This window comes from Massilia sp. IC2-477, from assembly GCF_020707265.1.
Lineage (GTDB): Bacteria > Pseudomonadota > Gammaproteobacteria > Burkholderiales > Burkholderiaceae_D > Telluria.
Genome location: NZ_JAJFEQ010000012.1, coordinates 39,770 through 61,483, shown reverse-complemented (window position 1 = coordinate 61,483; position 21,714 = coordinate 39,770). Strand labels below are relative to the sequence as shown.

Annotated in this window: 20 protein-coding genes; 12 read left to right on the top strand and 8 right to left on the bottom strand. The window is 65.0% G+C overall.

What is annotated here, in order from left to right; translation table 11 throughout:
• Nucleotides 1-258 precede the first annotated feature (258 nt).
• The 6 genes from LK542_RS21125 (at nucleotide 259) to LK542_RS21100 (ending at nucleotide 6,921) form a co-directional block, all read left to right on the top strand.
• Nucleotides 259-2,910, top strand: coding sequence for a DNA topoisomerase III (locus LK542_RS21125; protein ID WP_227813471.1), 2,652 nt, complete (start codon nucleotides 259-261; stop codon nucleotides 2,908-2,910).
• Nucleotides 2,911-3,129: 219 nt separating this feature from the next.
• On the top strand, nucleotides 3,130-4,803 hold the full coding sequence (locus LK542_RS21120; protein WP_227813470.1) for a methyl-accepting chemotaxis protein: 1,674 nt from the start codon (nucleotides 3,130-3,132) through the stop codon (nucleotides 4,801-4,803).
• Nucleotides 4,804-4,893: 90 nt separating this feature from the next.
• Nucleotides 4,894-5,280 carry a hypothetical protein gene (locus LK542_RS21115; protein ID WP_227813469.1) on the top strand — a complete coding sequence of 129 codons (387 nt, stop codon included), beginning with the start codon at nucleotides 4,894-4,896 and terminating at the stop codon, nucleotides 5,278-5,280.
• Between the two features lie 19 nt (nucleotides 5,281-5,299).
• The gene (locus LK542_RS21110) at nucleotides 5,300-6,064 is read left to right on the top strand and encodes an alpha/beta hydrolase (protein ID WP_227813468.1); all 765 of its coding nucleotides are present in this window, start codon (nucleotides 5,300-5,302) and stop codon (nucleotides 6,062-6,064) included.
• A gap of 24 nt (nucleotides 6,065-6,088) precedes the next feature.
• Nucleotides 6,089-6,406, top strand: a complete 318-nt coding sequence (locus tag LK542_RS21105) for a Dabb family protein (protein WP_227813467.1) — start codon at nucleotides 6,089-6,091, stop codon at nucleotides 6,404-6,406.
• Nucleotides 6,403-6,921, top strand: coding sequence for a hypothetical protein (locus LK542_RS21100; RefSeq protein WP_227813466.1), 519 nt, complete (start codon nucleotides 6,403-6,405; stop codon nucleotides 6,919-6,921). The genes LK542_RS21105 and LK542_RS21100 overlap by 4 nt, the downstream gene beginning before the upstream one ends.
• On the opposite strand, the gene LK542_RS21095 is transcribed toward LK542_RS21100, so the two are convergent.
• From LK542_RS21095 to LK542_RS21080, 4 genes are all read right to left on the bottom strand, one after another.
• Complete coding sequence (locus LK542_RS21095; RefSeq protein WP_227813465.1) at nucleotides 6,884-8,086, bottom strand: serine hydrolase; 1,203 nt, start codon at nucleotides 8,084-8,086, stop codon at nucleotides 6,884-6,886. The genes LK542_RS21100 and LK542_RS21095 overlap by 38 nt on opposite strands.
• Nucleotides 8,087-8,174: 88 nt before the next feature.
• Nucleotides 8,175-8,381 (bottom strand): addiction module protein, encoded by a 207-nt coding sequence (locus LK542_RS21090; RefSeq protein WP_227799864.1) that lies wholly within the window; start codon nucleotides 8,379-8,381, stop codon nucleotides 8,175-8,177.
• A gap of 42 nt (nucleotides 8,382-8,423) precedes the next feature.
• Entirely contained in the window at nucleotides 8,424-12,023 is a 3,600-nt protein-coding gene (locus LK542_RS21085) for a M1 family aminopeptidase (RefSeq protein ID WP_227813464.1), read from the bottom strand.
• A 3-nt stretch (nucleotides 12,024-12,026) separates the two neighbouring features.
• Nucleotides 12,027-12,920, bottom strand: a complete 894-nt coding sequence (locus tag LK542_RS21080; RefSeq protein ID WP_227799866.1) for an ABC transporter ATP-binding protein — start codon at nucleotides 12,918-12,920, stop codon at nucleotides 12,027-12,029.
• A 204-nt stretch (nucleotides 12,921-13,124) separates the two neighbouring features.
• Here LK542_RS21080 and LK542_RS21075 point away from each other — a divergent pair, with 204 nt between their 5' ends.
• Complete coding sequence (locus LK542_RS21075; RefSeq protein WP_227799867.1) at nucleotides 13,125-13,550, top strand: hypothetical protein; 426 nt, start codon at nucleotides 13,125-13,127, stop codon at nucleotides 13,548-13,550.
• Between the two features lie 59 nt (nucleotides 13,551-13,609).
• Nucleotides 13,610-14,254 (top strand): 2-polyprenyl-3-methyl-6-methoxy-1,4-benzoquinone monooxygenase, encoded by a 645-nt coding sequence (coq7, locus tag LK542_RS21070; RefSeq protein WP_227799868.1) that lies wholly within the window; start codon nucleotides 13,610-13,612, stop codon nucleotides 14,252-14,254.
• Nucleotides 14,255-14,463: 209 nt separating this feature from the next.
• On the opposite strand, the gene LK542_RS21065 is transcribed toward coq7, so the two are convergent.
• The 4 genes from LK542_RS21065 to LK542_RS21050 form a co-directional block, all read right to left on the bottom strand.
• On the bottom strand, nucleotides 14,464-14,886 hold the full coding sequence (locus tag LK542_RS21065) for an OsmC family protein (RefSeq protein WP_227799869.1): 423 nt from the start codon (nucleotides 14,884-14,886) through the stop codon (nucleotides 14,464-14,466).
• A 121-nt stretch (nucleotides 14,887-15,007) separates the two neighbouring features.
• On the bottom strand, nucleotides 15,008-16,192 hold the full coding sequence (locus tag LK542_RS21060; protein ID WP_227799870.1) for an ABC transporter permease: 1,185 nt from the start codon (nucleotides 16,190-16,192) through the stop codon (nucleotides 15,008-15,010).
• Nucleotides 16,189-16,920, bottom strand: coding sequence for an ATP-binding cassette domain-containing protein (locus tag LK542_RS21055; protein WP_227799871.1), 732 nt, complete (start codon nucleotides 16,918-16,920; stop codon nucleotides 16,189-16,191). The genes LK542_RS21060 and LK542_RS21055 overlap by 4 nt, the downstream gene beginning before the upstream one ends.
• Before the next feature lie 10 nt (nucleotides 16,921-16,930).
• Entirely contained in the window at nucleotides 16,931-18,379 is a 1,449-nt protein-coding gene (locus LK542_RS21050) for an alpha/beta fold hydrolase (RefSeq protein WP_227813463.1), read from the bottom strand.
• Between the two features lie 295 nt (nucleotides 18,380-18,674).
• Here LK542_RS21050 and rplM point away from each other — a divergent pair, with 295 nt between their 5' ends.
• The 4 genes from rplM (at nucleotide 18,675) to argC (ending at nucleotide 21,659) form a co-directional block, all read left to right on the top strand.
• Nucleotides 18,675-19,103 carry a 50S ribosomal protein L13 gene (gene rplM, locus LK542_RS21045; protein ID WP_227799873.1) on the top strand — a complete coding sequence of 143 codons (429 nt, stop codon included), beginning with the start codon at nucleotides 18,675-18,677 and terminating at the stop codon, nucleotides 19,101-19,103.
• Nucleotides 19,104-19,112: 9 nt separating this feature from the next.
• Nucleotides 19,113-19,505 (top strand): 30S ribosomal protein S9, encoded by a 393-nt coding sequence (gene rpsI, locus LK542_RS21040; protein WP_227799874.1) that lies wholly within the window; start codon nucleotides 19,113-19,115, stop codon nucleotides 19,503-19,505.
• Nucleotides 19,506-19,722: 217 nt separating this feature from the next.
• The gene (locus tag LK542_RS21035; protein WP_227813461.1) at nucleotides 19,723-20,469 is read left to right on the top strand and encodes a helix-turn-helix domain-containing protein; all 747 of its coding nucleotides are present in this window, start codon (nucleotides 19,723-19,725) and stop codon (nucleotides 20,467-20,469) included.
• 152 nt (nucleotides 20,470-20,621) lie between these two features.
• Nucleotides 20,622-21,659 (top strand): N-acetyl-gamma-glutamyl-phosphate reductase, encoded by a 1,038-nt coding sequence (gene argC, locus LK542_RS21030; RefSeq protein ID WP_227813460.1) that lies wholly within the window; start codon nucleotides 20,622-20,624, stop codon nucleotides 21,657-21,659.
• The last annotated feature ends 55 nt before the right edge of the window (nucleotides 21,660-21,714 follow it).

The following is a 21,714-nucleotide window of genomic DNA, read 5'->3' as shown; positions in this document are numbered from 1 at the left end:
GGGAACCTGCCCGGGTCGTCCCGCGTTTATGTTCTCGGCACGCGCCAGAAATCCCACGGCGCGCGTGTCCAATAGTGCATCATGGCAACAATCGCCCTGACACGCACACTTGCAGTGCGGCTGTCATCGCGCTTATCATTGGCCGCTCAATCCAAACTGTTACTCTTCAGACACTACGGCTTTCAAGACCGTCGAGCCCGCGAGCATGTATGATGCGCGGGCAAAAGCCACTTATATATAGAGCACCCGAGAATCACTATGACCAAATCCCTCATCATCGCCGAGAAGCCGTCGGTCGCGAACGACATCGCGAAGACGCTGGGCGGCTTCACCAAGCACGATGAGTACTTCGAGTCCGACGAATACATCCTGTCGTCCGCAGTCGGCCACCTGCTCGAGATCACGGTGCCCGAGGAGTACGACGTCAAGCGCGGCAAGTGGACCTTCACCCACCTGCCGGTGATCCCGCCGTACTTCGCGCTGAACCCGATCGCCAAGACCGAGTCGCGCCTCAAGGTGCTGAACAAGCTGATCAAGCGCAAGGACGTCACCACCCTGATCAACGCATGTGACGCGGGACGCGAAGGAGAACTCATCTTCCGCCTGATCGCCCAGGCTGCCAAGGCCAAGCAGCCGGTCAAGCGCCTGTGGCTGCAGTCCATGACCCCGGCCGCGATCCGCGACGGCTTCAAGCACCTGCGCAGCGACGACGAGATGCTGCCGCTGGCCGACGCCGCGCGCTGCCGTTCGGAAGCGGACTGGCTGATCGGTATCAACGGCACCCGCGCCATGACCGCCTTCAACTCGAAAGAGGGCGGCTTCTACCTCACCACCGTGGGCCGCGTGCAGACCCCGACCCTGTCGATCGTGGTCGAGCGTGAAGAGAAGATCAAGAAGTTCGTCCCGCGCGACTACTGGGAAGTGCGCGCCGAGTTCGTGTGCGCCGCCGGCGTCTACGAAGGCCGCTGGCTGGACACCAACTTCAAGAAGGACGAGAACGATCCGGAAAAGCGCGCCGAGCGCCTGTGGAGCCGCGCCGCCGCCGATTCGATCGTCGCCGCCTGCCGCGGCAAGCAGGGCGTGGTCACGGAAGAATCCAAGCCGACCACCTCGATGGCGCCGGCCCTGTTCGACCTGACCAGCCTGCAGCGCGAGGCCAACGGCCGTTTCGGCTTCTCGGCCAAGAACACGCTGGGCCTGGCCCAGGCGCTGTACGAGAAGCACAAGGTGCTGACCTATCCGCGTACCGATTCGCGCCACCTGCCGGAAGACTACATCGCCACCGTCAAGGGCACGATGGAGTCGCTGAACGAGACCAACAACTACCAGCAGTTCTCGAAGCAGGTGCTGAAGAACGGCTGGGTCAAGCCGAACAAGCGCATCTTCGACAACAGCAAGATCTCGGACCACTTCGCGATCATCCCGACCGGCGTCATCCCCAAGAATTTGAGCGAGCCGGAACAGAAGCTTTATGACTTAGTGACGCGCCGTTTCCTGGCCGTGTTCTTCCCGCCGGCCGAGTTCCTGGTCACCACCCGCTTCACGGAAGTGTCGGGCCACCAGTTCAAGACCGAGGGCAAGGTGATGACCAACCCCGGCTGGCTGCAGATCTACGGCAAGGAGTCGCAGGACGACAAGGACGGCGCCAACCTGGTGCCAGTGCAAAAAGGCGAGAAGGTCCTGGCGGACAAGGTCACGCCCAACGGCCTGGTGACCAAGCCGCCGGCACGCTACACTGAAGCGACGCTGCTGTCGGCGATGGAAGGCGCGGGCAAGCTGGTCGACTCGGACGAGCTGCGCGACGCCATGGCTGGCAAGGGCCTGGGCACGCCGGCCACGCGCGCGGCCATCATCGAAGGCCTGCTGACCGAGAAATACCTGCTGCGCGAAGGGCGCGAGCTGATCCCGACCGCCAAGGCCTCGCAGCTGATGACGCTGCTGCGCGGCCTGGGCGTGAACGAACTGACCGCACCCGAGCTGACCGGCGAGTGGGAGTTTAAGCTCTCGCAGATGGAAAAAGGGAAAATCTCGCGCGAAGAGTTCATGCGCGAGATCGCGCAGATGACCCAGATTATCGTCAAGCGCGCCAAGGAATACGACAACGAGACCATTCCGGGCGAGTACGCGACCCTCTCGACGCCGTGCCCGAACTGCGCCGGCGTGGTCAAGGAAAACTACCGCCGCTTTGCCTGTACCAAGTGCGACTTCTCGATGTCGAAGACGCCGGGCAGCCGCCAGTTCGAGATCGCCGAGGTCGAGGAACTGCTGAAGAACCGCACCATTGGTCCGCTGCAGGGCTTCCGCTCGAAGATGGGCCGTCCGTTCGCGGCGATCCTGCGCATCGTGCGCGACGAGGACATCAACAACTTCAAGCTCGAATTCGACTTCGGCCAGGACCAGGACGACGGAGAAGAGGGCGAGGGCGTCGACTTCACCGGCCAGACCGCGCTCGGGCCCTGCCCGAAGTGCAACGGCAATGTCTACGAGATGGGCCTGGCCTATGTGTGCGAGAAGACGGTCGCCAAGCCGAAGGGCTGCGACTTCCGCAGCGGCCGCATCATCCTGCAGCAGGAAATCCTGCCGGAACAGATGGCCAAGCTGCTCAACGACGGCAAGACCGACCTGCTGCCGGGCTTCATCTCGCAGCGCACCCGCCGTGCCTTCAAGGCCTTCCTGGTGCGCGGCAAGGATGGCAAGATCAGCTTCGAGTTCGAGGAGCGCAAGGCCAAGCCGGGCGCGAAGGGCAAGGCGGCTGCCAGCGATGGCGCAGCGGATGGCGCCGACGGCGCAGCAGCACCGGTGAAAGCAGCGCGCAAGGCTCCCGCCAAGGCTGCGGCGAAAGCGCCGGCCAAGTCGGCGGTGCGCAAGCCGGCCGCCAAGAAGATCGCATCGGCAGCGGTCAAGAAATAAGCTGCACTGTCCACCGCAAAACGCGAACCTTCGGGTTCGCGTTTTTTTTCGCCCATCCCCTTCGCATAAGCTGTTGTGTCCCTTCTCATCGGCACAACAATTTGCTTTTCATTAAGCACCAGCCCGGTAATAATCGACCGGCGTTACTTTCAGTTTCATCATTCGGTCGCCTGCCACGCAGGCATAACACTACAACGATATCGAGACCCGTCTGAAACCATGAAGCTCTCCGACCTGAAGATCGTGACCCGCCTGTATCTCGGCTACGGCATCCTGATCGGCATCACCGGCATCGTCACCGCCATCGCCTATGCCAACGTCTCCACCCTCGATTCCGCCAATGACGCCAACGTGCACAGCTACCAGGTGCTGGGCGAGGTCGACGGCGCGATGGAGGCGCTGGTGAACATCGAAACCGGCCAGCGCGGCTTTGCCCTGACCGGGCAGGACGCCTCGCTGCAGCCCTACACGGCGGGCAAGGAAGCATTCCAGAAGCACCTCGAGCGGGCGCTCGCGCTCACCCTTGATAACGCCGCGCAGCAGGGCCGCCTGCAGCAGCTGGCGCAGCACCAGCGCGACTGGCTGGCAAAGGCCGTCGATCCGGTCATCGCGCTGCGCCGCAGCGCCGTCGACGGCGACCTGGCGCCGGTCGTCGCAAGCGTCCAGGAAGGCAAGGACAAGGCCGGCATGGATGCCATGCGCGCCGTGGTGGCCCAGGTGCGGGCCGACGAGGAAGCCCTGCTGGCGCAGCGCGCAGAGAATATCGCCAGCGCCCGCTCGGCCATGCGCCGCACCTTGGTCGGCGGAGGAATGATCGCCGCCATCCTGGCGGTCTTCATGGCTTACCAGCTGGGCCGCAGCATCGGCATCCCGCTGCGTCGCGCAGTGAAGCTGGCCAGGCAGGTGGCGGAAGGCGACCTGAGCGCCGAGGTCAAGGTCCGCACCAAGGACGAGGCGGGCGAACTGATGGCGGCGCTGAAGGACATGAACACCTCGCTGGTGACGATCGTGTCGCAGGTGCGCGCGGGAACCGCGACCATCGAGACCGCTGCGCGCGAGATCTCGGCCGGCAATCAGGATCTGTCGAGCCGCACCGAAGAGCAGGCCAGCTCGCTGGAAGAAACCGCCTCCTCGATGGAAGAGCTGACCTCGACCGTCAAGCAGAACGCCGACAATGCGCGCCAGGCGAACCAGCTGGCCGCCAGCGCTGCCGACACCGCGGCGCGCGGCGGCGAGGTGGTGGCCGAGGTGGTCACCACGATGGGCTCGATCAACGAAGCATCGCGCAAGATCGCCGACATCATCACCGTCATCGACGGCATCGCCTTCCAGACCAATATCCTGGCGCTGAATGCGGCGGTGGAAGCAGCGCGCGCGGGCGAGCAGGGCCGCGGCTTTGCAGTGGTGGCGGGTGAGGTGCGCAACCTGGCGCAGCGCTCGGCCGCGGCGGCCAGGGAGATCAAGGGCTTGATCGGCGACTCGGTGTCGCGGGTGGAGGCGGGATCGCGCCTGGTGGACCAGGCTGGCCGCACCATGGGCGAAGTGGTGGCGAGCGTGAAGCGGGTGTCCGACATCATCGGCGAGATCGCCGCCGCCAGCGACGAGCAGCGCGAAGGCATCGAGCAGGTCAACGGGGCGATCGTGCAGATGGACCAGGTGACGCAGCAGAACGCGGCCCTGGTCGAGCAGGCTGCTGCTGCTGCCGAGGCGATGCGCGAGCAGGCGGGCGCACTGGCGCAGCTGGTCGGTACCTTCCAGCTGGCGCAGTCGGCCGCACCGGCACAGGCATTGCAGGCGCCGAAGCCGCCCGCGATCCGGCCTGCACTGCCACGCGCAGGCAAGGCGCGGGTAAAGGCCGCGGCCGCCAAAGCGCAGGAAGCTGCCGAGGCGTGACCAGTCCCGGATTTGTCACGTAACAGGCGGGGGCGCGCCCGATTCTGCGGGTAGAATCGGCCTTCCCCGCACCTAGCCAAGGAGACCGGTATGTTCAGCCTGGATGATTTTGCGCAGCTGCAGTTCCTGCAAGGCCGCTGGAAGGGCGTCGCCCTAGACGGCAAGGAATTCTTCGAAGAGTACACACGGCCGGAGCCTGCCGTATTCCAGTCGCACCGCTTCCCCGACAACGCCTTTACCGGTCATACGGACGGCGCCACCATCAGCCTGCAGGATGGCGAGGTGATCTCGCAGTGGGGAGACTTCACCTGGAAGGCATCCAGCATCGCCGGCGACAGCGCCGCCTTCGAGCCCGTGAACGCGCCCAGCCAGTTCACCTGGCGCCGCGTCGACGATGCGACCCTGGAAGCGCGCCAGCGCTGGACGGCCGACGGCAAGGAGCAGGAATTCACGCTCCAGATGACGAAGCTGAACTAGTCGCGGGGCCGGCGAACGCATGCAAAGGACGCTCGCCGTCATCCTGGTGCTGGCCATGGGCGCGTACGCCGCTGCCTGCCTGTTGCTGTTCCTCCTGCAGCGCTCGCTGATCTATTATCCGCCGGCGGCAGCCGCCTATCCGGCGCCGAAGACCTGGGTCCTCGAGCAGCCCGGCGCCACCGTGAAAGTGTCGGAGCGGCCGCTGGCGGGCCCGCGCGCCCTGGTCTACCTGGGCGGCAATGCGGAAGACGTGACGGCCAGCCTGCCGCTCTTGGCGCAGGCCTTTCCCGACCGCGCCATCTACCTGCTGCACTATCGCGGCTACACCGGCAGCACCGGCAAACCGTCTGAGGAAGCGCTGGTGCTTGATGCGCTGGCGCTGTACGACCGCGTGGCGCGCGAGCACCCTGACGTAGCCGTGATCGGCCGCAGCCTCGGCACCGGCGTGGCGGTGCAGCTGGCCAGCCAGCGGCCCGTCAGCCGCCTGGTGCTGGTCACCCCATTCGACAGCATCGCGGGCCTGGCGCAGCAGCAGTTCCCGTATTTTCCGGTGCGCTGGCTGCTGCGCGACCGCTACGACTCCATGCAGTACGCGCCGCGCGTGAGCGCGCCGACACTGCTGCTGGTCGCCGGACAGGACGAGATCATCCCCGCGCACAGTCCCAAGGCGCTGCTGTCCCATTTTCCGAAAGGCGTGGCGCGCCTGCACGTGATCGAGGGTGTGGGGCACAATACGATCTCGAACAGTCCCGATTACGTTCCTTCGCTCCAGGGAGCGAGGTAAGACCACCCAACAACAAGGAAGCTTATGCCAGCCAACCCATCCCTTCGCCATGTCGTGCTGTTCGCGTTCAAGGCCGACGCCGGCCAGGACGCGATCGATGCCGTCGTCTCGGACTTCGCCAAGCTGCCCGCCGCGATCCCGGGCATCCAGGCCTACGAATGGGGCACTAACGTGAGCCCCGAAGGCCTGAACAACGGCTTCACCCACTGCTTCACGCTCACCTTCGGCAGCGACGCCGACCGCGACGCCTATCTCGTGCATCCGGCGCACGAACGCTTCGTGGGCACGCTGGGCGGCGCGCTGGAGCGCTCGCTGGTCGTCGATTACTGGACGCAGGGATGAAGTCCCTGCTGCTGGCGATGGTGGCGGCATGGGCCTCCCCGGCGCTGGCGGACAGTGTCGTTCCACACTACCTGGGCGGGGTCTGGGCCACAGCCGATTCCCTGTTTGCTGGAACGACCGAACAGGCCGAGCTCTACTTGCGGGAGGACGGCTTCGGATTGCTCATCGGTTCGTCGGCGCCGGCCACCATCACGTCGGGGCCGGACAAGGGCAAGCCCGGGCCGCGCGCGACGCTCGGCATGCCGTTCCGCTCGCGGCTGGAAGGCGCGACCTTGACGATCGCTCCCTTCAATCCGGGCTATCGCCAGGACAGGGGGCCGATGCTGATCTGCCACTACCAGGAGCCGGACGCGACGCTGCACTGTACGGCCGACAAGAAGTCCTGGATCATGCGGCGGCGCAGCGATACGCTGGATACCACGACGGCCGAGATGATCGAAGGGTTCCAGATCGCGCTGCGTGCCTACGCCGGCAAGGCTAGCGCACTGCTGCCAGCTCCTTCCATACGTCCCTGAACTGCTGGACGACCTTCGGATCATCCTCTTCGCCGTCGCTGCTGAATTCCGTATTGGTCATCAGGATGCGCCCGGTGCCGCTGGCCGGGTCGATGAACATGAAGGCGGTGACGCCGGGGTCGCTCCCCGTGTGGCCGACCTGTCCGTTGCGCCGGATGCGCCAGAACACGCCGCTGTTCGGCTCACCCGCCGGGCTGCCCTCGGGCAGGGCGTCGGGCGCGAACTGGGGATCGAACAGCAGCGTGAAGCCCGCCTTGCTCAGCACGTTCTCGCCCCCCTTGTAACCCTGCACCATCGCCGTCAGGAAGCGCGCCAGGTCGGCTGCGGAGGTGGTCAGGCCGCCGTCCGGGTAGGTGATCAAGGCATAGCGCGGATAGGCCTGCTGGCGGCGGTTGTAGACCTGCGCCTGGCGCTTCGCCAGCGCGGAATCGGCGCGCCAGGAAGTGGCACGCATCTGCAGCGGCTCGAAGATGTGGCGCCGGGTGAAGGCCTCGAAGCTCTGGCCGCTTTTGACTTCGACCAGGTAGGCCGCGAGCGCCGCGCCGATGTTCGAGTAGTGATAGGCGCTTCCCGGGGCGGGCCTGGCGAAGTTGGTCTTGCGGTAGTGGCGCCCGCCCGCGGCCAGGTAGGCCTTGAGGAAGCCGCCCAGGCTCAGGTCCTCGCGGCCGGGAAGGGTGAAATCGCGCTTGAACTGCCGGTACTGTGGACTGTTCTTGTCCGCATCGGGCAGCAGGTAGTAGGAGTGGCCGTAGATCTCGTCGTCGTCGACGATGCCGGAGGTATGCGTCACCAGGTGGCGCACCGTGATCGGTGCGCCGGTGTGGGGATGCTGCACCTTGAAGGGCAGGATGCGGTTGATCTCGGTGTCCAGCCCGAAGTAGCCGAGTTCGATCGCCTTGACCACCGCCACGCCGACCACGGTCTTGCTGACCGAGCCGACGTTCTGCAGCGTCTCGTGGGTGTACGGGCGTTTGGCCTGCAGGTCGGCCAGGCCGAAGCCATGCTGGTAGAGCACGCCCTTGTTCGAGACCACGGCCACGGCGAATCCCGGTAGCGAGGACTGCTGCTGCAGGGCCGACAGCCTGGCGTCGACAGCAGGGCCTTCCGCGGCCGCATGGCCCGGCATGCAGGCGAACAGGAGAAACAGGGCGAACAGGCGTTTCATCGGGCGGTCCTGGCAATCAAGGGTCTGAAATGCAAAACCGCGGCCAGGCCGCGGTTTCATCGTGAGCGCTCGAGGCACTATCGGGTGCTTACTCCTGCCATTCCTGCAGGGCGCGGATGGCGGCTTCGCCATTGCGGATCGCCTTCACGCGGCGCACCACTTCGTTGCGCCAGGCTTCGTCCGCGTCCTCGTCGGGACCGTCGATGTCCTGGATCAGCATGCGGATCAAGGTATGCTTTTCTTCTGCGTTCAGCAGCTGGATCTTTTCGGCGATCTCGGCAACCAGGTTCGACATGATATTCCTCGACGTAATATTTCAGAAATATTAGCGTTAATTTTAGGGGTTGTCGACAGGAAGCATATTGTCCGTTGGTTTTCTGTCAATTAACTTATTGTCAGGATCGATGCCCGCCCGCGCCGGTCGCGCGTCTACCACCAGGGTAACGGTTTGGGCGGCCCGGTCGACCAGGCGCCGCTCGCGCGCCAGCGGCTTGCCGTTGCGGTCGTCGACGCCGAATTCGATGTAGTCCGAAAGCAGCACCGGCTTCTCGTTGCCCAGTTCGTCCGCGCGCACCTTGCCGGCATGGGCCTTGATCGTGACTTCGAACTTGCCGTCCTTGCGCTGGCGCACGGTGGCGCTGTCGGCGCGGTTCTCGTACAGGACGATGTGCTCGAACAGGTCGTCGATCAGGTAAGCCTTGTCCGGCGGGGTCACCTTGCGCAGGGCATCGACCAGCACCGTCACCGTCGGGTAGGGCGCGCCCTTGAAGCCATGCTCCTGCAGCAGGCCGCGCAGCACGCCGTTGACGACTTCCTCGCCGAGCAGGTCCTGCAGCAGGTACAGCGCCAGGCTGCCCTTGCGGTAGTGGACGTAGTCCTGGTTCTCGTTCTGCGCCAGCGGCAGCTCCTTGCGGCGCTCGGTGGCGCGGCCCATCAGGTAGGCGTCCAGGTTGTAGCGCAGGAAGCGGCGCATCTTCTGGCCGCCGGTCGCGCGCTTCATGACCATCAGCGCGGTGTATTCGGACAGGCTTTCCGACAGCGCGGTAGCGCCGCGCGTATTCGCACCCACCAGCTGGTGGCCCCACCATTGGTGCGCGGTCTCGTGGGCGCTCACGTAGAACGGATAATCGATGTCCTTGGGCGAATCGTTGTCGATGCGGGCGATGAAGCCCATGCTTTCCGAGAACGGGATGGTGCCGGGGAAAGCCTGGGCGTAATTGCCGTAACGCGGGAACTCGACGATGCGCAGCTCGCGGAAGGGATAGGGGCCGAAGCGGCGCGAGGCGTAGTCGAGGCCGGCCTGGGCGCCGCGGATCATGCGCTCGACATTGACTTCGTGGCCCGGGTGATAGAACACGTCGATGGTCACGTCCTGCCAGCGGTCATGCCGTACTTCGTAGCGCGCCGACTGGATCGCATAGAAATTCAGGATCGGCTTGTCCATCCGGTAGTGGAACCAGCGGCGGCCCTTGTCGATCCACTCCTTCTCCAGCGTCCCCGGAGCGATCGCGATCTGGTCCGGGCTGGTCGAGACGACCGCATCGAAGCCGATCCAGTCGGCGTCCACGCCCAGGCCGTTGTTGGCGCGTGCGGCCTGGTCGTCGCGCGCGGCCATCGGATCCTTCGGCGGCAGGCCGCGGCGCTTGCGGTCGCGGTCGTCCGTCAGCTCCACGGCGGGCTGGTAGCCGATGCGCGGCATCAGCTCATTGGTGAAGAAGCTGCCGTTACCCACCACCGGGGTGTCGCGCCCCAGTCCCAGCAGGCCGCCGGGTACGTAGCTGACGCGGAATTCGAGGGCGATGCGTGCCCCCGGGGCCAGCGGTTCGGCCAGGCGGAAGTGGTAGAAGCCACGCTCCGGATCGGCCTGCACGGGACGCGCCGGCTGCGACAGGTTGAATTCCAGGTTGGCGCGGCGATCCTGGTACAGGATCACGTCCTGCAGCGGCTTGCCGGTCCGGTTCTCGAGCTGGTAGGTCCCTTTCACGCGCAGGCTGCGCTGCTCGGGATGGATGTCCACCGCCAGTTTCACGTCGCTGATGCGCGGCTGCGGCAGGCTGGCGTAGCGGCGGTAGCGCAGTTCGTATTCGGCGCGCTGGCGTTCCTGCTGGGCGCTGGTCTGGAAGCGGCCGGCGTGCAGTTCATACGCCAGCAGCGCGCCGGTGCCCGCGAAGATCAGGAAGCCGATCCCGAAGCCGGCCAGCACCGGCTGGGTCAGGTTGCGGCGGCCCAGGCGCAGGCGCTCGCGCCAGCCGCTGTCGACCCCGCGCGCCCACAGCACGCGCGCCGCCACCAGCAGCATCAGGGCCAGGCCGCTCCAGTACAGCTGGAACAGGTGCTCGCGCAGGAGGTAGTGGCCGAAGCCGTTCATCGCCGAATAGGTGAAGGATGGGGAGCCGGCGTACACCAGCATCGGGTGGTCGTAGCCAATGCTCGCGGCGGTCGTGAAGACCAGGTACAGGGCGATGAGGATGAAGTAGGCCAGGTAGCGGTTGTTGACGATGACCTGCACCGCCACGGCCAGCGCCGCCAGCAGGACGTACTGCGGCAGCAGCACCGTGAACAGGAAGCGCAGGTAGAGGCCCGGCTCGAGACCGAACCAGCCCTTGAACAGCTGGATCAGCATGCCGACCACCATCGCCATCAGCAGCAGCAGGGCCTGCAGGCCGACCAGCGCCAGGGTCTTGCCGGCCAGCGGCAGCCAGGTCGGCGCCGGCATGGCATCGAGCATCTGCGACATGCGCGCCTCGCGTTCGCGCCACACCATCTCGCCGGCGAACAGGGTGGTCACCACCAGCATGTAGAGCGCGAACACGTCGCGGATCAGTTCCAGCACCATGTAGGTGACCGGATAGGTATTGGTGCCGTAGATCGAGCCCAGGTCGAGCGAGCTGGCCGCCAGGATCAGGGCGCCGGCGATCGCCAGCGCCAGGAAGTAGACGTTCCGGCACGATTCGCGCAGGTTGTACAGGACCGATTTCCCGAGCAGCACGGCCAGGCTGCGGCGCTCGAAGTCGGGACGCTCGCGGGTGTCGACGGCGGAGTGGGACAGGCTGCCGGGAGCGAGGCCGGCGAGCGTGTCGGCCAGCTGCTGGCCCTGGCCCTTCTTGTGGCGCGGGTCCAGGTTGCCGGTGGTGTGGAAGCGCCAGTAGCCGAGCAGCAGGACCACCAGGCCAAAGGCCATCCAGATCAGGCGGTTGACCAGGTAGACGCCTTCCAGCATCACGGGGCGCGCGTTGCGCTCGGCGATCGGCCAGTATTCGGTGAGGCGGATCAGGGCCGTGGTGCCGAAGGGATCGATCAGGGCGGCCAGGGTCTTGTAGTCGAGGTCGCGCGCCAGCGATGGCGCGACGATGTAGCCGATCATCATGACGATGCTGGCCACGTAGACCGGCAGCATGCGGCGCGACAGCGCGGCCAGCACGAAGAACAGGGAGCCGAAGATGAAGGTATTCGGCAGCAGTGTGAGCAGCCAGGGCAGCAGGTAGCTGGAGACGTGGTGGGGTCCGACGCGGTCGGGCTCGATGCCGGGAATGAAGCTGCCCAGCCAGGCGCCCAGCACGATGCTCGACAGGATCACCGCCAGCGTGACGAAGGCGCCGAGGAAGCGTCCCAGCACGTAGTCGGCCTTGCGGATCGGCGCGCTGAAGAAGAAGTGCTGCATCTCGTATTCGAAGTCCTGCTGCACCGAGCGCCCCATCACGGCCGCCACCACGATCACCCCGAAGCAGCCGAGGAAGGACGCGGTCAGCGCGACCTGGCGCGGCGCATTGATCAGGACCCGGCCGCCGAAGGTGACCAGGGCGTCCTTGAAGGCGCCGCCGGCGGCCGCCATCCACAGCATCGCCAGCGCCAGGAACATGCCGAAGTAGATCCAGGTCGACAGCAGCTTGAGGCGCTGCCGCGCCTCGAAGCGGGCGATGGCGAAGAGCTGCCCCATAGATCAGCAGTTCCCTGCTGCGGCATTATGCTTGCCGGCGATGGTGGCGAAGTAGACGTCTTCCAGGCTGGCGCGGGCCGGTTCGAAGCCGTCGCCCGGGTCGGTCTCGGAATACACGTGGATCAGGGTGCGGCCGGTGAGCAGGCGGGTGGAGATGACCTGGTGGCGCTTCTGGAACACGGGCAGCTCCTGCTTCGTGACGAAGCGCGCCCAGATGAAGTCTTCGATCTCGTAGGTGAGGTCCTGCGGGTCGCCGCACAGCAGCACGTGGCCCTTGTTGATGATCGCCATGTTCGAGCACAGATCGGCCACGTCGGACACGATGTGGGTCGACAGGATGACGGTCTTGTCCTCGCCGATCTCGGACAGCAGGTTGTGGAAGCGCACCCGTTCCTGCGGGTCCAGGCCGGCCGTCGGTTCGTCGACGATGATCAGGCGCGGGTCGCCCAGCAGGGCCTGGGCGATGCCGAAGCGCTGGCGCATGCCGCCCGAGAAGGTACCGAGGCGCTGGTTGCGCACTTCCCATAGATTGGTCTGCTGGAGCAGGCCGTCCACCACTTCCCGCCTGCGGTGCTTGTGCGACAGGCCCTTGAGCTGGGCGAAATGGTCGAGCAGTTCGTAAGCGGTCACTTTCGGGTAGACGCCGAAATCCTGCGGCAGGTAGCCCAGCATGCGGCGCACCTCGTCCTTTTCGTCCAGGACGTCGATGTCGTCCAGGAAGACCGAGCCCGAATCGCACTCCTGCAGGGTGGCCAGGATCCGCATGAGCGTCGATTTGCCGGCGCCGTTCGGACCGAGCAGGCCGAACATCCCGGCCGGGATGGTCAGCGTGACGCGGTCGAGCGCGACCACGCCATTGGCGTAGGTCTTCGACAAATTGCGGATCTTCAATTCCATGCCATGCCCCCAAGCGTGCATATAAACCTTTTCTACACTTGCATTGTATTAAATTGTTTTGATGTTTGTGGTATCTCTGCGACGCACGGACGCATTAGTGGCCCAGACTGCATAATCCGGGGATAGGCCGATGACGCCATGCACGAGGTGTTTCTTTTTGTAAACATTGCTCGCGCTAGCCGTATAAACGTGGATAATGGCAGGATGAACAAGGCCATCCAGGACAAGCTGCTGGCGCTGATGCGCGAAGGACGCGACCGTGCCGAATCCACCGACTGGTTCCGGGTCGCGCTCGGGCTGTTCTACCTGGCGGCGCTGATGACGGAAGAGGCGATCGACTTCAAGAAAGTCGACCGCGAATTCAACCGCTTCATCTACCACACCCTGGGCAAGGGCCATACCATCACCAGCGTGCTGCAGTTCATGAGCGGCGAGAAGGTCATGCCGACCGTCGAGTCGGCGCGCTTCATGGAGGCGTTCGCGCGCCACTGCCCGGAAGTCCCGGCGCCGTCGATTCCCTTCCTGCTCGAGCTGAACCTGGGCGTGGCGAAGAACATCTCGGGGCTGGAGCCGGCCGGACCGCTGGCCGACTGGATCGCACGCCGCAAGGCCGAGCTTCCCGGCAGCTAGCGCCGGCCCATCCCGGCAAGGCCTATAATGATGTTTTCGCATATCGCATCGACAACATCATGAGTGCATACCGTTCCAGTACCCCCCTCGACAGCCTGATCACCGGTTTCGACAAGGCCCTGCGCGTGGTCGGCGGCGTCGCCGCGGCCTCGCGTCCGAACCCGGGCACCCAGCACACCGACTGCGAGCTGAGCGACGACGACCGCCGCCACAGCGCCGGCCTGATGCGCGTGAACCATGTCGGCGAAGTGTGCGCGCAGGCGCTGTACGATGCGCAGGCGCGCTTCGGCAAGAGCCCGGCGATCCGCTCCCAGTTCGCCAAGTCGGCGCGCGAGGAAGAAGACCACCTGGCCTGGACGGCCGAGCGCCTGTCCGAACTGGGTTCGCAGCCCAGTCTGCTCAATCCGCTGTGGTATGCCGGTTCCTACGTGCTGGGCAGCATCGCCGCCAAGCTGGGCGACCCGCAGAGCCTGGGCTTCGTGGTCGAGACCGAGCGCCAGGTCGAGGCGCACCTGAACCGCCACCTGGAAGACCTGCCGCCACAGGATGTGCGCTCGCGCGCGATCGTGGAGCAGATGCGGGTCGATGAAATCGCCCACGGCGCGTCGGCCCAGGCGCTGGGCGCGGCGGAGACGCCGGTGCCGGTGAAGTTCCTGATGCAGGCGATGTCGAAGGTGATGACGACGACGGCGTATCGCATTTGATGGATGGGGGGCTGACACGCTCCCCGATTCGTTTCACGCTGCCCATAAACGTCGTTCCGGCGAAGGCCGGAACCCAATTTTGCATGCGTTACGACTGCTCATGCAAATTGGATTCCGGCCTTCGCCGGAAGTCATGGGCGCCAGTGGCGCGCATGACGGATTAAAGGCTGGTGGCGAGATCTGAAGCCGTCAATCGGCCAGCAATCAGATCAAACCTCCACAATCTCCACCGTATGCGTGATCTCCGCCGTCTTGGCCAGCATGATCGACGCCGAGCAGTACTTGTCGTGCGACAGGCTCACCGCCCGTTCCACCGCCGCCGGCTTCAGGTTGCGGCCCGTGACCGTGAAGTGGAAGTTAATCTTGGTGAACACCTTGGGATCGGTCTCCGCGCGTTCGGCCTGCAGCGTCACGTCGCAGCCGCGCACGTCCTCGCGGCCGCGTTTCAGGATCAGGACCACGTCGTAGGCGGTGCAGCCGCCGGTGCCGACCAAGACCATCTCCATCGGGCGCGGCGCCAGGTTGTGGCCGCCGCCCTCCGGCGCGCCGTCCATCGCCACCATGTGGCCGCTGCCGGTCTCGGCGCGGAAACTCATGCCCGAGGGGCCGTTCCAGCTGACTTTCACTTCCATTCGATTTCTCCGCTGAGGATGCTGTAGCCGGAGCATTGTAAAACAGAAGGGGACAACCAGTGGTTGTCCCCTTCGGGCGCCCTTGCCGGACGCCCCTTCGAGGTCGATGGCGCGGATGGCCTCAGACGCCCAGCACGTAGCGCTCGCTCTTCATGCGCCAGCTGGCATAGGCGATGATCAGGGCGGCCGGGATTGCCGAACACAGGACGGTCAGCAGGAAAGGCATGGCGCCGACGTGGCCCGCCTTCGACATCTCGGTGACCAGGGTCTGGTTCGACAGGAAGGGCACCATGTACATCCATTGCGCGGTCTTGAGCTCCATGAAGGACACCACGAAGCCCGGGATGATCGGCACGATCAGCACGAAGCTGATCATGGTCTGCGCTTCCTTGAACGATTTCGAGTTCATCGCCAGCGCGATGTGCAGTGCGCCGCCCAGCAGCGCCAGCGGCACCGTCACCAGGCAGACCAGCAGCAGGTCGCCCCAGCCCAGGCTCCAGGTCATGCCCAGTTCTTCCAGCGGCAGCCAGCTCAGGATCAGGTGCGCCAGCATCAGTTCCAGCGTCACGCCGACGATGCCGAGCGTGCTGGCGGCAAGCCACTTGCCGCACACCAGTTCCCAGGTCCGGGCCGGCTGCGCCATCAGCACTTCGAGCGAGCGGCGTTCGCGCTCGCCGGCGGTGCTGTCGACCGCCGCCGACATGCTCAGCATGAAGGCCGGGAAGAACAGGATGCCGATGATGCCGCCGATCAGGACTGCCGAGCGCGATGCATTGGTGCCGGTGTCGTAGCGTTGCACGATGACCGGGTTGAGGGCGGCCGGCGACACGCCATGCGCCAGCAGGCGCGCACCGGCGATGTTGCTGCCGTAGGCCCTGAGCACCTCTTCCACGTCGCCGCGCTGGCGATCGCGGTCCGAGGCCGAGTCGTACCAGATCTCGACCCGCGCCGGGCGCATCGCCATGTAGTTGTCGGTGTAGTCGTCCGGCAGGCGCAGCACCGCCGCCACCTTCTTGGAGCGCAGCAGCTCGCCGATGGCTTCCTCGTCCATCGGCGCCGTCTCCTTGGCGGTGATGTTCTTCTGGGCCAGCTGCGACATCAGGGTCGGCGCCTTGGCCCCGCCGATCACGGCCAGCTCGATGCCTTCGCGTTCGGTCTTGGTGCTCTTGTTGATCCCTTGGTGCAGCATCAGGCCGATCATGGCCGGGTAGAACAGCGTGAACAGGGCGAGCATGCTGAGCGAACGCTTGTCGCGCAGCGTCTCGCGCAGCTCCTTCCAGAAGACGATCCAGAGTTTGGTTTTCATGCGATTCCTTCTTCGGTGCCGACCAGGTTGACGAACGCGTCCTCGAGGTTGGCGATGCCGGTGCGGCGGCACAGTTCTTCAGGCGAGCCCTGGGCCACGGTGTGGCCGCCGGCGATCACGATCACGTCTTCGCACAGCGCGGTCACTTCCTGCATCACGTGGGTGGCCATGATCACGCAGCAGCCGTCGGCGCGCAGGACGTTGAGGGCGGTGCGCAGGGCGCGCGTGCTCATGACGTCCAGGCCGCGGCTCGGTTCGTCCAGCAGCAGGTGGCGCGGGCGGTGCAGCAGCGTGCGCGCCATCGCGACCTTGATGCGCTGGCCCTGCGAGAAGCCCTTGGTGCGGCGCTCGAGGATATCTTCCATGCCCAGCAGCTCGGACACTTCGTTGATGCGCTTGTTCAGGTCCGGGCCCTTCATGCCGTTCAACTCGCCGAAATACACGAGGTATTCGCGCGTGCTGAGGCGCTCGTACAGCCCGAACTGGTCGGTCAGGAAGCCGATGTTGCGGCGCACTTCCATCGGATCTTTTTCAGGGTCGACGCCGTCGATCGCGATGCTGCCGTGGTCGCGCCTGAGCAGGCCGACCAGGGTGCGCAGCAGGGTGGTCTTGCCGGCGCCGTTGGGGCCCAGCAGCGCGGTGATCTGGCCGTCGCGCGCGGTAAAACTGACCCCGCCCAAGGCCTGGACGGCGCCGAACTTCTTGCGTACATCGTGGACTTCAATCATGTTCTTTGCCTTATGGTTGCGGGCCGAAGCTGCCGAGCTGGAAGGTCGGGGGCGGAATCTCTTTCAGGCAGGCGGCGTCCAGCTTGTCCTGCGGCTTGTCGAGGAAGGCGCGCAGCAGGCGCGGCGCGCAGCCGAGCTGCGACACGCCGTGGCCGACGTTGTCCACCACCACGTGCTGGGCGCGGCTCATGTACTTGGCGGCCGTTTCGGCGCGGTGCGGCGGGGTGACCGGGTCGAGCGCGCCGGACAGCAGCAGGGCCGGGGCCTCGATGCGCGCCGGCTCCTTGTACGGCACGGCGGGCACGTTCAGCGCCTTGCAGAGCGAAGGAATCTTGTCGGCCAGCGTCTTGGTCAGCTTGCCCTTGTCGGCGGCGAGCAGCTCCGGTGTCATGCGCGGCACGTCCTCGGCGCACACCACGGCGAAGTGCAGCAGGGTGGCGATATGGCCTTCGCCGCCGAAATCGCCTGACAGGTTCTGGCGCGCGATGAAGGGCTGCCAGCGGCCCTGGGCGGCGCTGTGCACCAGGAAGGGCAGGCGCCGCGCGTCGGCCGGCGAGTACAGGATGCCGTGCACGGTGCCGAGGAAGCGCGAGGCCGTCATGGTGATCTCGACTGGCTGGGCGGTGCGCGGATCGGGCAGGTTCAGCTTGAGCGGGGCCGCTTCCAGCTTCGCCACCAGACCTTCGTATTCGGCGCGCAGGTTGGGATAGGTCTTGTTGCAGCCGGCATCCTTGGCGCACTGGGCAAACAGTTTGTCGAGCGCGGCCTGGCCATCCTTGGCGCCGGCCGGGATCACCTGGTCGGGCGCGGCCACCCCATCCAGCACCAGGCTGCGCACGCTCTGCGGATACAGGCGCGCATAGGCCTGGCCGAGGCGGGTGCCATAGGAGCCGCCGAACACGTTGACCGTCCCGTAGCCGAGCGCCGTGCGCACCGCTTCAATGTCGCGCGCAGCGGCGTCGGTGGTGTAGGCCGCGAACGGGGCCTTGGTCGCCGCGATGCAGCTACGCAGTTCCGCTTCCAGCTGGTCTTCGGTCATGCGCTCGTGCTCCGGCTTGCTCTTGCAATCGAGCTTGCCCGAGCGGCCGGTGCCGCGCTGGTCGATGAAGACGATGTCGCGGGTGGCGCGCACGCGGTTGAAGGCGGTGGACAGCAAGGGGGCGACGTCGCTGCCGGCTTCGCCGGGGCCGCCGGCCAGCACGAACAGCGGATCGCCGCGCGTGCCCTGGCGGTGGGCCGGGGCGATGGTGACGTGGATTTTCAGCTTGTCGCCGCCCGGCTTGGCATGGTCCACGGGCACGTCGATGGTGACGCAGCGCAGGGTATCGGTGACGCCGGGGAGGTGGCAGCCGCGGACGGCCTTGGATGCGGCGGTGGCGGCCGCGCCGGAGGGCAGGGCTTGGGCTGCGGAGGCGGCCAGCCACAGCGCAGCCAGGGGAAGTAACGATCTTGTCTTCACACAATCTCCTCAAAGGATGCCTGCATACTAGATTGGCATCGTTTTAACGGTCAATGTCTTAGTTGCACCATCGCATGAAATTATGCGATCAGGGAATGCTTTGTTTGCGAAGAACGAACTAAGTCAGAAGCGGGCGGAGAAAATGCGACAGCGGGCCCTGCGCGGATTGACGGGAAGTCTGCTGTTCGGCTATCATCGTGGGCTTTCCCTTTGCTCAGGGAAGATAATAAGGCAGAGTCCGCTGCAACAAGGGCGGAACCACCACAGTGAGCATTTAACTTATTAGGAAGTCAACATGAAAACTTTTTCCGCTAAGGGCCATGAAGTCCAGCGCGACTGGTTTGTGATTGACGCGACGGACTTGGTCCTCGGACGTGTTGCCAGCGAAGTGGCACTCCGACTGCGCGGCAAACACAAGCCGGAATTCACTCCGCACGTCGATACCGGTGACTTTATCGTCGTCATCAACGCAGGCAAGCTGCGCGTGACCGGCACCAAGGCCACCCAGAAGACCTACTACCGTCACTCGGGCTACCCGGGCGGTATCTACGAAACCAACTTCCTGAAGATGCAGCAGCGCTTCCCGGGCCGTGCCCTGGAAAAGGCTGTCAAAGGCATGCTGCCGAAGGGCCCGCTGGGCTATGCAATGATCAAGAAGCTGAAAGTGTACGCGGAAGGTTCGCACCCGCACGCAGCACAGCAACCACAAGCACTGACCCTCTAAGGAACTGACATGATCGGTAACTACAACTACGGCACTGGCCGTCGCAAGAGTGCAGTCGCTCGCGTGTTCATCAAAGCTGGCTCGGGCCAGATCATCGTGAACGGCAAGCCGGCCGCAGAATACTTCTCGCGCGAAACCGGCCTGATGGTCATCCGTCAGCCGCTGGAACTGACCGGCAACGTCGAGCGTTTCGACATCAAGGTCAACGTGCACGGTGGTGGTGAGTCGGGCCAGGCAGGCGCCGTCCGCCACGGCATCACCCGCGCCCTGATCGACTACGACGCAGGCCTCAAGGGCGACCTGGCACGTGCCGGTTTCGTCACCCGTGACGCCCGTGAAGTCGAGCGTAAGAAAGTCGGCCTGCGTAAAGCACGCCGCGCAAAGCAGTTCTCGAAGCGTTAATTCGCCTCCTGCTGCTGGCAGCGCCTCCGGGCGCTGCTGCGAAAGCCGTCCTCCGCAAGGTGGGCGGCTTTTTGTTTTTCGGGTCCATTACTGCTGCTTTCATGCGCCGCGCATGGCGAGCAGCCAGATTCATGCGTATTCGCCGATATTCATCTTTCAAGTCCTGCATGAATCCCCAAGAATACGGGTTTTCCATCGACTTTCAGGAGGGGATGACATGAATTTTGGCGAAAGACTCAAGGACCTCAGGACCGACAAGGGACTGACCCAGCCGCAGTTCGCGGCGCTGGCCGGCATCGAGCAGTCCTATCTGTCGAAGCTGGAAAACGACAAGTCGATCCCCTCGGCCGAGATGTTCGACACCATCGTGTCGGCCCTGGGGGTAGACGCGGCCACCTTCCTGCAGGAGATGGACCGGGACGTGATCGACACCACCCTGCGCCACGTCCCGGCCGTCAGCCAGTTCAAGAACCAGGTCGTCACCGAACAGGTGCACCAGACCAGGCGCTGGCTGTTCGGATCGGCGGGAGCATGGCTACTCGGTTTCGCCATCATGCTGGCGGCGAACGATGGCATCTTTTTCCCGAACAACCTGTACGTCTACAAATCTCCCGGAGTGTTCCTGGCTGGCGAAGGGGAGAATGTGTTTGACAGCTACGGAAAGATCCTGGCTCTGCAGCAGCGTGCCAAACTCATCTCGAATGAAGAGGCGAGCAAGCTGCTGTCCGAGTTCACGGCCAGGCGCGAGCGTCCGCTTACCGTGGAATGGCCCGAAAGCCGCGGCACCGTCTATTACGAAGCCACCGAAAACGGCAAGCGCCGCTTCGAGCTGACCAGGATCAGGGGCATGGAAAGCACCGGCAACCGGATGTTGCAATACATTGGCGCCCTGGTCTTTGCCTGCGGCTTCGCCGGCATCTTCATCGAATGGCGACTGCGCCGGCTCAAGAACCAGCTGCACTAAGGGCTGTCACGAAGCGCCTGCAAAGAATATTTGCCTGCAGAGCTCAGGGTGCAAATATCCTTTGCAGGTCCCTCGCCACACGCATTTTTCACCGCTGTTAAAATGCAGCCTCGTCCTGGAAAGGTCATTTTTACATCACGAAGGAACAGAACATGATCAAAGTTGGCATCGTTGGCGGAACCGGATACACGGGCGTGGAATTGCTGCGGCTGTTGGCCGTGCACCCCGATGTGCAGCTGACCGCGATCACCTCGCGCAAGGAAGACGGCCTGCCGGTGGCCGACATGTTCCCCTCGCTGCGCGGCGTTGTCGACCTGGCCTTCTCGAGCCCGGACAAGGCCGACCTGACCCAGTGCGACGTGGTGTTCTTCGCCACCCCGCATGGCGTCGCCATGGCGCAAGCCCCGGCGCTGCTGGCGGCCGGCGTCAAGGTGATCGACCTGGCGGCCGACTTCCGCCTGAAGGACCAGGCCACGTTCGAGAAGTGGTACAAGATCCCGCACACCGCGCCGGAACTGATCGAGGAAGCCGTGTACGGCCTGCCGGAATTGAACCGCGACGACGTCAAGAAGGCGCGCCTGATCGCCAACCCGGGCTGCTACCCGACCACCATGCAGCTCGGCTTCGTGCCGCTGCTCAAGGCCGGCCTGATCGATGCGGGCAACCTGATCGCCGACTGCAAGTCGGGCGTCTCGGGCGCCGGCCGCAAGGCCGAGATCGGCACGCTGTTCTCGGAGTCGAGCGACAATTTCAAGGCCTACGGCGTGCATGGCCACCGCCACACCCCGGAAACCTCGGCCCAGCTGGCGCGCTACACCGACCAGAAGGTCGGCCTGATCTTCACCCCGCACCTGGTGCCGATGATCCGCGGCATGCACGCGACCCTGTACGCGCGCCTCACCAAGGACATCGACGACGCGGCCCTGCAGGCCCTGTTCGAGGACACCTACAAGGACAGCGCATTTGTCGACGTGATGCCCTTCGGCTCGCACCCGGAAACCCGCTCGACCCGCGGCTCGAACATGCTGCGCCTGGCGCTGCACCGTCCGGAAGGCGGCAATACGGTCGTGATCCTGGTGGTGCAGGACAACCTGGTCAAGGGCGCTTCCGGCCAGGCGGTGCAGTGCATGAACCTGATGTTCGGCTTGGACGAGACTACCGGGCTGAAGCAGATCGCGCTGCTGCCCTAATCCAGGGGCTCCCCATCCAAGGCCGCGCTCGACGCGGCCTTTTTTATTCCTCCGC